Origin of the sequence: Enterobacter sp. 118C5 (assembly GCF_034107645.1) — a bacterium.
In the GTDB taxonomy this organism is placed as follows: Bacteria; Pseudomonadota; Gammaproteobacteria; order Enterobacterales; family Enterobacteriaceae; genus Enterobacter; species Enterobacter nematophilus.
Genome location: NZ_JAWNEU010000006.1, coordinates 83,129 through 95,511 on the forward strand (window position 1 = coordinate 83,129; position 12,383 = coordinate 95,511).

General features: G+C 57.4%; 11 protein-coding genes and 1 other annotated feature. Of the genes, 3 read left to right on the top strand and 8 right to left on the bottom strand.

Going from position 1 to position 12,383, the window contains the following annotated elements:
• Positions 1-2 precede the first annotated feature (2 nt).
• The 6 genes from htpG to UTO39_RS12965 form a co-directional block, all read right to left on the bottom strand.
• A complete protein-coding gene (gene htpG, locus UTO39_RS12940) occupies positions 3-1,877 on the bottom strand; it encodes a molecular chaperone HtpG (protein WP_061099009.1) in 1,875 nt (624 codons plus the stop codon).
• A gap of 110 nt (positions 1,878-1,987) precedes the next feature.
• On the bottom strand, positions 1,988-2,593 hold the full coding sequence (gene recR, locus UTO39_RS12945; protein WP_006809843.1) for a recombination mediator RecR: 606 nt from the start codon (positions 2,591-2,593) through the stop codon (positions 1,988-1,990).
• The gene (locus UTO39_RS12950; RefSeq protein ID WP_003858972.1) at positions 2,593-2,925 is read right to left on the bottom strand and encodes a YbaB/EbfC family nucleoid-associated protein; all 333 of its coding nucleotides are present in this window, start codon (positions 2,923-2,925) and stop codon (positions 2,593-2,595) included. Before UTO39_RS12950 ends, recR begins: the two co-directional genes overlap by 1 nt.
• 53 nt (positions 2,926-2,978) lie before the next feature.
• Positions 2,979-4,907 carry a DNA polymerase III subunit gamma/tau gene (gene dnaX / locus UTO39_RS12955; protein WP_320727337.1) on the bottom strand — a complete coding sequence of 643 codons (1,929 nt, stop codon included), beginning with the start codon at positions 4,905-4,907 and terminating at the stop codon, positions 2,979-2,981.
• Positions 3,585-3,649, bottom strand: a sequence feature (DnaX frameshifting element). Its footprint overlaps the gene before it by 65 nt.
• A gap of 88 nt (positions 4,908-4,995) precedes the next feature.
• Complete coding sequence (gene apt, locus UTO39_RS12960; RefSeq protein ID WP_000127359.1) at positions 4,996-5,547, bottom strand: adenine phosphoribosyltransferase; 552 nt, start codon at positions 5,545-5,547, stop codon at positions 4,996-4,998.
• Positions 5,548-5,698: 151 nt separating this feature from the next.
• Positions 5,699-6,076: a DUF454 family protein gene (locus UTO39_RS12965; RefSeq protein ID WP_061099011.1), complete on the bottom strand. Its 378-nt coding sequence runs from the start codon at positions 6,074-6,076 to the stop codon at positions 5,699-5,701.
• A gap of 50 nt (positions 6,077-6,126) precedes the next feature.
• Between UTO39_RS12965 and priC the strand changes: the two genes are divergently transcribed.
• Together priC and rsmS are read left to right on the top strand one after the other, a co-directional pair.
• Positions 6,127-6,654, top strand: a complete 528-nt coding sequence (gene priC, locus UTO39_RS12970) for a primosomal replication protein N'' (RefSeq protein WP_320727338.1) — start codon at positions 6,127-6,129, stop codon at positions 6,652-6,654.
• Between the two features lie 14 nt (positions 6,655-6,668).
• On the top strand, positions 6,669-6,845 hold the full coding sequence (gene rsmS, locus UTO39_RS12975; RefSeq protein WP_116341560.1) for a pleiotropic regulatory protein RsmS: 177 nt from the start codon (positions 6,669-6,671) through the stop codon (positions 6,843-6,845).
• Between the two features lie 51 nt (positions 6,846-6,896).
• Here rsmS and mscK read toward each other — a convergent pair whose 3' ends face one another.
• Both mscK and acrR read right to left on the bottom strand, forming a co-directional pair.
• A complete protein-coding gene (gene mscK / locus UTO39_RS12980) occupies positions 6,897-10,274 on the bottom strand; it encodes a mechanosensitive channel MscK (RefSeq protein ID WP_253540949.1) in 3,378 nt (1,125 codons plus the stop codon).
• Between the two features lie 113 nt (positions 10,275-10,387).
• Positions 10,388-11,041 carry a multidrug efflux transporter transcriptional repressor AcrR gene (acrR, locus tag UTO39_RS12985; RefSeq protein ID WP_151413935.1) on the bottom strand — a complete coding sequence of 218 codons (654 nt, stop codon included), beginning with the start codon at positions 11,039-11,041 and terminating at the stop codon, positions 10,388-10,390.
• A gap of 140 nt (positions 11,042-11,181) precedes the next feature.
• Between acrR and acrA the strand changes: the two genes are divergently transcribed.
• Complete coding sequence (acrA, locus tag UTO39_RS12990; protein WP_061099016.1) at positions 11,182-12,375, top strand: multidrug efflux RND transporter periplasmic adaptor subunit AcrA; 1,194 nt, start codon at positions 11,182-11,184, stop codon at positions 12,373-12,375.
• The last annotated feature ends 8 nt before the right edge of the window (positions 12,376-12,383 follow it).

The following is a 12,383-nucleotide window of genomic DNA, read 5'->3' on the forward strand; positions in this document are numbered from 1 at the left end:
AATTACGCCAGCAGCAGCGCATTCACACGTTTAATGAACAGGTTAGGATCTTCCAGCGTGCCGCGCTCGGCCAGCAGGGACTGATCCAGCAGCAGTTCAACCCACTCGGCAAAGCGAGCTTCATCCTGGGTATCCGCCGCGCGTTTCACCAGCGGATGATCCGGATTAAGCTCAAAGATATATTTCACTTCCGGCACCGCCTGGCCCGCCGCGGCGAACAGCTTCGCCATCTGGGTGCTCATTTCGTCGGCATCGGTGGTAACAATCGCCGGGGTGTCGGTCAGACGGTGCGTGAAGCGCACCTCTTTCACGCGGTCGCCCAGCAGGGTTTTCACGCGCTCAACGAACGGCTCCAGCGCCTTCTCGGCCTCTTTCGCGCTTTCGTCCACTTCATCCGCCAGCTTGTCGATGGACTCATCGGCTTTGGCAACGGACTGGAACGCCTTACCGTCGAACTCGGTCAGGTAGTTCATCATCCACTCGTCGATGCGGTCAGAAAGCAGCAGCACTTCGATGCCTTTCTTACGCAGCAGCTCCAGGTGCGGGCTGCTCTTCGCCGCCGCGTAGCTGTCGGCGGTGATGTAGTAGATCTTCTCCTGCCCTTCTTTCATGCGGGAGACGTACTCTTCCAGCGACACGGTCTGCGCGGAGGAGTCGGTGTGCGTGGAGGCGAAGCGCAGCAGTTTGGCGATCGTTTCGACGTTCGCAGTGTCTTCCGCCGGGCCTTCTTTCAGCACCAGGCCGAACTGTTTCCAGAAGGTCTGGTATTTTTCGGCATCGTCTTTCGCCAGTTTTTCCAGCATCTGCAGCGCGCGTTTGGTCAGCGCGTTACGCAGGTTGCGGGTGACGGTGCTGTCCTGCAGAATTTCGCGGGAGACGTTCAGCGGCAGATCGTTGGAATCTATCAGGCCGCGGACGAAGCGCAGGTAGTTCGGCATGAACTGCTCGGCGTCGTCCATGATGAACACGCGCTGCACGTACAGCTTCAGGCCGTGCTTGTGATCGCGGTTCCACATGTCCCACGGCGCCTGCGCCGGGATATACAGCAGGCTGGTGTACTCCTGCTTACCTTCCACACGGTTGTGGCTCCAGGTCAGCGGGTCGGTAAAGTCGTGGGCGATGTGCTTGTAGAACTCGTTGTATTCGTCGTCTTTAATTTCAGACTTGTTGCGCGTCCACAGCGCCTGCGCCTTGTTGATCTTCTCCCAGGAAACCACGGTTTCACCGTCTTTCTCTTCCTGTTTTTCAATCTCTACCGGCAGGGCGATGTGGTCGGAATACTTGCTGATGATGGAGCGCACGCGCCAGTCGTTCAGGAAATCGTCTTCGCCTTCGCGCAGGTGCAGGGTGATTTCGGTCCCGCGATCCGCTTTGGTGATGTCATCAACGGTGTATTCGCCTTCCCCTTTGGACTCCCACAGCACGCCATTCCCGGCGCTGTCGCCCGCGGCACGGGTGCGCACGGTGACTTTGTCCGCCACGATGAACGCCGAGTAGAAGCCCACGCCGAACTGACCGATCAGCTGGCTGTCTTTCGCCTGGTCAGAGCCCATGGACTCGAGGAACGCTTTGGTGCCGGATTTGGCGATGGTCCCGAGGTGGTCGATCACCTCGTCGCGGTTCATCCCGATGCCGTTGTCGGCAATCGTCAGGGTGCGGTTCTCTTTGTTGAAAGAGACGCGCACGCGCAGCTCGCCGTCGCCTTCGTACAGATCCGGGTTGGACAGCGCGCGGAAGCGCAGCTTGTCCGCCGCATCAGAGGCGTTGGAAATCAGCTCACGCAGGAAAATTTCTTTGTTGGAATACAGGGAATGGATCATCAGGTGCAGAAGCTGTTTTACTTCTGACTGGAAACCGCGGGTTTCTTGTCCTTTCATCTAAGTCGACCTCAACAATGCCATTTAATGGGGTTGTAAAACGTTGAGGGAGAGATGGGGATAAGGGGGGAAATTTTCAAGCGGAGGCCGCGCGCGCAGCCTCCGTTTGGTCAGAAAATAATCTTGTGGCGTCCGGCCAGCGAGTGCGACAGCGTGGTGCCATCGACCATCTCCAGCTCGCCGCCCACCGGCACGCCGTGGGCGATGCGGCTGGCGTCAACGCCGTACTGCGCGCACAGCTCGGCGATGTAGTTGGCGGTTGCCTCCCCTTCCACCGTGGGGTTGGTGGCGAGGATCACCTCTTTGATCGTTTCGGACTCAAGGCGCTGTTCAAGGCGGTCAAGACCGATATCGTCCGGGCCAATCCCGTCCAGCGGGGAGAGATGCCCCATCAGCACGAAGTAGCGGCCGGAAAACTGCCCGGTTTGTTCGATGGCGTAGATGTCCGCCGGACTCTCCACCACGCAAATCTGACCGTTTTCCTGGCGACGCGGGTTCGTACAGATGTTACATACGTCCTGCTCGGTAAAGGTGCGGCAATCCGCACAGTGACCAATTTCTGACATGGCGCGGGTCAAAGCCTGCGCCAGGCGCATCCCGCCGCTGCGGTCGCGCTGCAATAGCGTAAACGCCATGCGCTGCGCTGACTTCGGGCCAACGCCCGGCAGGCAGCGCAGCGCTTCCATTAACTGCGTGAGCAGCGGACTGGTTTGCATCAGAACGGCATCTTAAAGCCCGGCGGCAGCTGCATACCGCTGGAAACAGAGGCCATTTTCTCTTTCTGGGTTTCGTCGATACGGCGAGCGGCATCGTTAAACGCGGCTGCAACCAGATCTTCCAGCATCTCTTTGTCGTCTTCGAGCAGGCTCGGGTCGATTTCCACGCGACGGCAGTTGTGCGCACCGTTGATGGTCACCTTGACCAGACCGGCACCGGATTCACCCGTGACTTCCAACTGAGCGATCTCTTCCTGCATCTTCTGCATTTTTTCCTGCATCTGCTGAGCCTGCTTCATCAGGCCACCCAGACCGCCTTTTCCACCAAACATAGGCTTCTCTCTTCTTTCACGTTAAGGATTACAACCGTAAGTCAGACTCACGATCAAATGGGGCGAATACTCTCTTCATCCAGATCGGCGTCGAAGAACCGGCGCAGGGTCTGAATGTTGTTATCCGCAATTATCGCCTCGCGCGCCTGCGCGAGCTTCTCTTCATAAATGGCCTGGCGCCACTCGAGCGGCGTTTTCACTGCCGGATTATCATCTTCAATGATAGTCAATTCAACCGGTGAACCCTGTAAAGCAGCAAGCGCCTCGGCCAGCGCCTTTTGCGCGCCAGGGGAATTGAGGTGCCGCTGGCCCGGACGCAGGTGCAGACGCACCTGATTGCCGTCCTGCTCTTTCCAGGCGTTCAGCGCGACCTGCTCCACCAGCTTCGGCAGCTGGAGTTTGCTGACCTCAGCGGCCCAGGCGTCGCGCGCAATAGATTCTTCGGCAAGCTTCGCGGAAAGCTCCGGCGTCTTCTCATGCTCCAGCGCCTTTTTCAGCGCTTTTGGCGTGGCCACCTCTTCCTTCACCGTTTCGGTGATGGTGGTTGCCTTCCAGCGGTAAGCCTCTTCTTTCACCGGGGCTTTCTGCTCGAGCGCGGACGGTGCCGGACGCGACTGTACGCGCTCCGTTACCGAGGCCAGTCGTTCAAGCGCGGCGTTGTTCACCGGCCGCGCTTTTCCTGGCGCTGCCGGTTCACTCTTTTTTGGTTTGGTTACTCCCTGCGCACGCTGCAGCTGGCTGCGTGCGGCAAGCACCGAACTGGTGGCATCCGACAGCGGCACGTTTTGCTGCGGCGGCGGTGTCGGCTGCGGCGGCACCTGCTGCGGCGACATCACCGCCGTAGGGGCGACCGGGGCGAAAGACTGCCGCGGCACTTCCGGCTCCGGCAACGGCATGCGCGGGTGGAACGCCAGCGCGCGCAGCAGCGTCATTTCAACGCCCATACGCGGATCCGGTGCGTACGGCAGCTCTTTGCGGCCAATCAGCAGGGTCTGGTAATACAGCTGCACGTCGGCAGGCGGCACGGTGCGGGCAAGTTCACGCATCCGCTGTTCAATGGCGGCCATGTCCGCACCGATGGCCGACGGAGACAGCTGCAGCATCGCCACGCGGTGCAGCAGGCTGAGCATCTCGACCAGCAGCGCTTCCCATTCAATGCCCCTACCCGCGGCGGCGTTGACCAGCGACATCACGCGCTCGCCGTTGGCGGCAATCATCGCTTCGATGAGCGACAGCGCCTGATCGTCATCCAGCGTGCCGAGCATGGTGCTGACCGCCTCGGTGGAGAGCTTGCCGTCACCGCTGGCGATCGCCTGGTCGGTCAGGCTCAGCGCATCACGCAGGCTGCCGTCCGCCGCGCGGGCCAGCAGCTGCAGGGCGCGCGGCTCGTGAACGATCTTCTCTTCATCAAGGATGTGCTCAAGCTGAGCGCGGATCTGCTCAACGTCCAGCGCCTTCAGGTGGAACTGCAGGCAGCGCGACAGGATGGTGACCGGCAGCTTTTGCGGATCGGTGGTCGCCAGCAGGAATTTAACGTGCGCGGGCGGCTCTTCCAGCGTTTTCAGCAGGGCGTTAAAGCTGTGGCGCGACAGCATGTGCACTTCATCGATCAGGTAGACCTTGAAGCGTCCGCGCGCCGGGGCGTACTGCACGTTGTCGAGCAGATCGCGGGTGTCTTCCACTTTGGTGCGCGAGGCGGCGTCGATCTCAATCAGATCGACAAAACGCCCCTGCTCGATCTCCCGGCAGTTATCGCACACGCCGCACGGGGTGGCGGTGATCCCGGTTTCGCAGTTCAGACCTTTTGCCAGCAGACGGGCAATAGAGGTTTTACCGACGCCGCGGGTGCCGGAAAAAAGATAGGCGTGATGGATGCGACCTAGCGACAAGCCGTTCGCCAGGGCCGTCAGCACATGTTCCTGACCGACAACGTCAGCAAAGGTTTGTGGTCGCCATTTACGGGCTAACACCTGATAACTCATGGGCAGGCTCTGCAACGCTGGAAGGTGAATTTATGGAGGGGAATGCTATCACAACCTCACCCATTGAGCGAGGTTGTGAAAACCGGGATTAATGACCCGGGAAAGGCACCAGGCTGTAGCTGGTAATGCCCTGTTTTTCCAGGCGCTGTTCACCGCCGAGATCGAACAGGTTGATGATGAAGGCCGCGTCGGTCACTTCCCCACCCAGACGACGGATCAGCTTCACGGTCGCTTCAATGGTGCCGCCGGTTGCCAGCAGATCGTCCACCACCAGCACTTTGTCGCCAGGCTTGATGGCATCAACGTGGATTTCCAGCTGATCGGTGCCGTACTCCAGCTCGTAGCTCTCCGCGATGGTTTCACGCGGCAGCTTGCGCGGCTTACGCACCGGCACAAAACCCACGCCCATCGCCAGCGCAACCGGTGCGCCGAACAGGAAGCCACGGGCTTCGGTGCCTACTACTTTGGTGATCCCGGCGTTTTTATAACGCTCCACCAGCAGTTCAATGCTGAGCGCGTACGCTTTCGGGTCTTCCAGCAAGCTGGTGACATCACGGAAAAGAATGCCAGGCTTTGGATAGTCCTGGATGCTTTTGATGCTGTTTTTCAGATATTCAAGCTGCTGTGCAGTTGCGGTCATCGGTTTGTGCCTAAATGAAACAGTGTTACTCACGGCGCGCAACGAGTCGGTAAAGGTAACAATTGTTTAACCTTTAACCAGGCGCGCCTGTGCTCGAAAACGGTCGAATTTACTGGCTGTACGCAATAATTGCAACCGTCATGATAAGGCTTCAGTGCTTTTGTTGCTTTTCATCAACCACGGGGATCCGCCACATGAAGATAAGCAGGCAGGAGAGGATGAAAAGCAGCAGGATCCGTACCCACATCATTTTCACCAGCCATAATGAAATCGCGAAGGTGATGAGGATCACCGCAATCGCGCGCGGCTTGGCCCCGGGCGGCATGGCCCGATATTTTTGCCAGTGGCGCAGGTAGCCGCCGAACCACGAGCGGTAGAGCAGCCAGTGGTGAAAGCGCGGCGACGATCGGGCGAAGCACCAGGCCGCCAGCAGGATGAACGGGGTGGTCGGCAGCAAGGGCAAAACCACGCCCAGCGTGCCCAGCACTACCGCGAGCCAGCCAATGATGATTAAAATAGTACGCTGCATAATGCGAATCGTTATCAAACTGAACGGCTACTTTACCACTGGAGAGCGCCTTGAAAACAGCCTTGCTTCTTGAGACGCTGCAAAATCAGCTGACAACACTGCGGACGCAGGCCACGCCGCTAATGGGCCACGCCACGGTGAAGCCGCGCTTTGATCGTCAGCTGTTCCGCACCCGCAGCACCGTCATTCAGGATTATCTTGCAGAGGCGCAGACCAATCTCGACGAATTGCGCCACGCGGTTGAAAGCGGGCAGCAGGAGCAGGTAGCGTGGCTTGCGGAGCATCTCACCGAGCAGATCACCGCCCTGCACCGCGAAATCGCCGCCTGGCCGCTGCGCGCCTGGGACAGCGCTTCTCCGGGGCCTGGAAAATGGCAGCGCAAGCGGCTGGAGAACCAGGAGTTTGAGCGTCGTCTGTTTGAGATGAAGCGCGAGCGCGAGACGCGCCTGAACAACAGTGAAACGCTGGAAGAGCAGCAGCTATTGATGCGCGAGATTAGCGCCCTGGAAGGCCGCATCGTCCGCTGCCGTCAGGCGCTGGATGAGATTGAGCGCGTGATTGAACGCCTGACCCGTTAACAGGAGCCACATCTATGTCACTGGAAAATGCACCCGATGAGGTCAAGCTGGCCGTCGATTTGATTATGCTGCTGGAGAATCATGAGATCCCGGCGGAGACGGTGCTCAAGGCACTGGAGATTGTGCGGCGGGATTTTGAGGGAAAGGTGAAGGCCGGTTGCCCTCACCCTCACCCTAACCCTCTCCCTTGAGGGAGAGGGGACCGTTAGGTGCGGTTTGAAAGCTCTGCACTGATTCGCTTTTTACCCTCTCCCCTCTGGGGAGAGGGCAGGGTGAGGGGCAGGGTTTTCCTCACCCTTAATCTCGCGCTTCACTTCCGTGTGCTCGTCACCTTTCTCGTTATGCAGGTGAACCTCAAGCTGGTTGAAGGCGATATTAATGTTGTTTTCACGGCACAGGCGGTCGATCGCGCGGTTGAGTTCATCAACGGTGTAGCTGCGATCGCGCAGTTCACGCACGTATAAACGCAGCTCGTGATCCAGCGTGCTTGGCCCGAAGGTGGTGAAGAACACGTCTGGCGCAGGATCGTGCATGACTTTTGGATGCGATTTAGCAGCTTTAAGCAATACCTCTTTCACTTTATCCAGATCGGAACCGTAGGCCACGCCGAGGCGAATCACCACGCGCGTGGTGGTATCCGAGAGCGACCAGTTGATCAGACGCTCGGTCACGAACGCTTTGTTCGGGATGATCACCTCTTTACGATCGAAATCGGTGATGGTGGTGGCACGAATACGGATCTTACTGACCGTACCGGAGAACGTACCGATAGTGACGGTGTCGCCGATACGCACCGGACGTTCGAACAGGATGATCAGGCCGGAGACAAAGTTACCGAAGATCTCCTGCAGGCCAAAACCAAGACCGACCGAGAGGGCCGCCGCCAGCCACTGCAGTTTATCCCACGAGACGCCCAGCGAGCCGAATACCGTCATCGCGCCAACGATAATGATGACGTAATTCAGGATGGTGGTGATGGCGTATGACGCCCCCTGGCGCAGGTTCAGCCTTGAGAGTACCAGCACCTCCAGCAGACCCGGCAGGTTGCGAATCAGCGCCCAGGCCACCACCGACGACACCAGCGCAAATAGCAGGCTGCCCATGGTGACGCTTTTCATCACCGCCGCGCCGGCTTCGGTACCGTTGTACTGCCAGAGGGTAATACTGTCGAGATAGGCGAAGACGGTAATTAAATCAGACCAGATCGCCCAGAACATGACCGCAAACAGGGCGATCATCACCAGCATGGTGATACGCAGCGTCTGCTGGTTAACCTGCTCCAGCGCGATGGTCGGCTCTTCCTGCGGCTCCGCGCCTTCGGCGCCCTCTTTTACCTGATGCTGGCGACGCGCAATGGCACGGCGGTAAGCGATGCGGCGGGCCGCGACGCTTAAGCCGCGCAGCACGGTCTGATAGAGCAGATTCCAGACGATCACCAGATAGACCGTCTCGATCCAGCGCCCGGACAGGCGCAGCGTGGTGTAGAAGTAGCCCGTTGCCGTAAGCACCATCAGCGCCAGCGGAATGATCGCCAGCACCGTCACGGTGGCCAGACGAAGATTGTGGGACTCTTTATCGCGCCAGCTGTCGCGGCACATCGGCCACATCAGGATAGCAATCAGCAGCAGGTTGAGCAGAATGACCAGCTGACCCAGCACATCATCCATCAGATGCAGCGGGGAAAGCTCAGACACCACCGACCAGAAGTGCAGCGGCAGGAGCGCCAGGCTGACGCGCACAATTTGACGACGCCAGTGGCTGGTCAGCTGAGCAGGCATATTGAAGTGACGCACCGCGACGCCGTCTTTTTCCAGCACCTTCCAGCACACGCCAAATACCAGCCAGAACAGCGCCAGTTTTTTACTGAACGCCCAGAGCAGATCGCTGACGTTAAGCTGCATCGTGAGCAGGATCAGGCCCACGGCCAGAATAATCAGGCACACCGGCAGCGCGCGAATGAGATCGATCAGAATCGCTTTTGGCGTATGGAGCTGACTGTCGTTACGCAGTTGCCCCACTTCCGACGCCAGCTTCGCCTGGTACTGTTTCAGCCATTTCAAACGCCAGCGGATCAGACCGGCAATCAGCAGCAGCGGTAAACCGGCCAGGAAAGCAATCATTACCGCAGGCCAGGCTTTCTCCCAGTTTACGGTGATTTTCATGCTCTTAATCTGCGTTTTCAGCGTCTCCGGGAAGGACTTAATCCAGTCCCAGTCCATCGGCTTGTTGCTGTTCACCCAGAAAATCTGCTGCGTCAAAATCTCCTGCAGGCTTTTTGATACGCTGACCAGCTGCTGCTGGTTGATCTGCAGGTTAATCGCCATCATCAGCTGGTTGCCCAGCTGTTTATTCAACTGGTCCAGCAGTTCACGGCGCATATCCACCACCTGGAGCAGCGCGTCATGCACCTCGGGGTTCACGTCGCTGGAATGGCCCTCTTCAATTTTGGCAACGAAGGCATCGCTCTGGAAAAGGGCATCGCGCTGCTGGTTGACGTCAAACTGTTCCAGACGTAAATCCGCAATCCGGTTGGTCATGTCCTCCAGCTCGTCGGCGGACGGCAGCGTCTGCTGCTGCTGGTAGAGAATACGCGACAGCAGGAGGCTGCCCTTCAGAACCGCGATCTGCTCTTTGATGTTGCGTTCCGCCTGCAGCGCGCGATCCAGCCAGTTTTTCACTTTAATATTTTGCTGAACCAGCGAGTTGCCGTTTTCCGTCGCCAGTATCAGGCGCTGGCTGAGCTGATGGTTAGCCTCAAGCTCCTGTTTCACCAGCGGGTTGGCCTGAATGCGGGCGGTTTCGTCCGGCGATACGGCCTCCTGGGCGGTTTTTTCCGTCAGGGTCAGGCGTTTGCTGTTTACCGCCTCCTGCAACAGCTGAAGCTGGTGTTCAAGGCGATTAATATTCGCCGTCACGTAATCACGCTGTTTCTGGAGCGTGTCCTGCAGCACCGTGTTCCCTTCCAGGCTTTTACGCTGCTGTTCGATTTGCGCATTGAGCAAGGACTGCTGAACCAGCAGCAGGGTTTGCTGAGTCGGGCGCAGCGTGCCTTCCCCTACCGTCGTGCCGTTCAGGCGGTTGCGGATCTGCTGCAGCTGCTGAGACGCGGTGTACATCGCATTTTGCACGCGCTCGGGCTGGGTTTGCAGGGAGACAAGCTGGCTGTTGTAGGTCGCGAGGTCGGACTGTGCGGTTTGCAAATCGTCGAGCAACTGGGCGACGCGGGATTCCAGCTGGCGTAATGAGAGCGTGGCGAGCGTCTTGCGCGTTTCGTCGTCGTTATCGACGTCGCTCAGCGCGCTCAGCGCTTCCGTGGCCTTACGCATGTTCTCAGGCGCCTGCGCCACCTTCTGACGAAGCTGGGTGGTTTCAGCTTTAACGCGCTCAATTTTATCAATGTTTTCCAGCGTTTCAGTCAGATCCTGCTGGGTGAGCTTCTCTACAGGAGAGAGTTCTTTTTGTTTGTTCAGGGTGTCGAGCTGCGACTGAATTTCACTGCGCGAAGGGATATCAGTGCTGTTGTCTGCACGAGCCCAGGTCAGCGGTGCGGTGAAGAAGAAAAACAGCATAGCAAGAAGCAATGCAAATACAGGATGTTGCGAGCGATTGATGGGCAGCATAGTTGTGAATGATGTCAGCAGATGACCGAAAATAGTCCGGCGTGAAGAATATCACGCTCGCCGGAAGCAGAATAGCGAGAACGTTAGCCTCTGAGATAAATCCTGGAAAGGGCTCAGGCCGTGAGCGAAGGCGCGTCGCTGCGCAGCGTCGGGCAGAGCTGTAGCATTTCCAGTAAAATCGCCACGTAGCTGCGGGCTTCCCCTTTGAGGTCAAAAGACTGCGGCGCAAACAGCCAGTTTTCCATTAGCCCTGAAATGTAGCTGCGCATCAGGATAGCCGCCCGGCGGGTCAACAGATTGGCGGGTAACAGTTTTGCCTGCATACACAGGTTCAGGTTCTGTTCAATCCGGTCATAGCTCTCCAGGCTGAGGCTGCGCTGCGCCTGTTGCACCACCGCCATTTCACCCACGAACTCGCATTTATGAAAAATAATTTCCATCATTAATCTGCGACGCTCTTCAACTACCGTTGCTTCAAGGATATATACTAATATTTCTCTCAATACTGAGAGTGGATCGTCAGGGAATTTTGCCCGATACTCACTCTCGAGATCGCTAATGCTGGACTCTGAAAGCTCCCAGATTTCACTGAACAGATCTGACTTGTCTTTAAAATGCCAGTAAATCGCTCCCCGCGTCACACCGGCGGCCTGAGCAATTTGCGCCAGCGAGGTTGAAGAAACACCCTGCTGAGAGAACAAACGTATCGCCACATCCAGAATGTGTTGTCGGGTTTCCAGCGCTTGTTGTTTAGTTTTTCGTGCCATAGGTGAGTGAATTTACAGGAGTTAGATTTACATACATTTGTGAATGTATGTACCATAGCATGACGATAATATAAACGCAGCAATGGGTTTTAGACTCAGGACCCTTGATCAATTTGAAATCGGACACTCGAGGTTTATATATGAACAAAAACAGAGGGTTAACGCCTCTGGCGGTCGTTCTGATGCTCTCAGGCAGCTTAGCGCTTACAGGATGTGACGACAAACCGGCTCAACAAGGAGCTCAGCAGGCGCCAGAAGTCGGCGTTGTAACACTCAAATCTGAACCTCTGCAGATCACCACCGAATTACCAGGCCGTACTAGCGCTTACCGCATTGCGGAAGTTCGTCCTCAGGTTAGCGGCATTATCCTGAAACGTAACTTTACCGAAGGCGGCGACGTGCAGGCAGGTGAGTCTCTGTATCAGATTGATCCCGCGACCTATCAGGCTTCTTATGAAAGCGCGAAAGGTGACCTGGCTAAAGCACAAGCCGCGGCAAAAATTGCCCAGCTGACGCTGAACCGCTATCAGAAACTGCTCGGCACGAAGTACATCAGCCAACAGGATTACGATACCGCTCTGGCAGATGCCCAGCAGGCTAACGCGGCCGTGGTAGCAGCCAAAGCGGCTGTCGAAACTGCACGTATTAACCTGGCCTACACCAAAGTGACCTCCCCTATCAGCGGTCGTATTGGTAAATCTTCCGTGACGGAAGGGGCGCTGGTGCAGAACGGGCAGACCACTGCGCTGGCTACCGTGCAGCAGCTTGATCCGATCTACGTTGACGTGACGCAGTCCAGCAACGATTTCCTGCGCCTGAAACAAGAGCTGGCTAACGGCACCCTGAAACAGGAAAACGGCAAAGCCAAAGTGGAGCTGGTTACCAACGACGGTATCAAGTTCCCGCAGGAAGGTACTCTGGAATTCTCTGATGTGACGGTCGACCAGACCACCGGTTCCATCACCTTACGTGCGATTTTCCCGAATCCTGACAAAAATCTTCTGCCAGGTATGTTCGTTCGCGCGCGTCTGGAAGAAGGAACGAATCCAACCGCACTTCTGGTTCCACAGCAGGGTGTGACCCGCACGCCGCGCGGCGATGCGAGCGCACTGGTTGTCGGGGCAGATAACAAAGTCGAAACGCGCAATATCACCGCCACGCAGGCGATTGGCGATAAATGGCTGGTGACGGAAGGTCTGAAAGATGGCGATCGCGTGATTGTTACTGGTTTGCAAAAAGTACGTCCTGGCGCGCAGGTAAAAGCACAGGAAGTGACATCTGACGATAAACAACAAGCTTCGGCCGCTGGCCAGTCAGAACAAACCAAGTCTTAACTTAAACA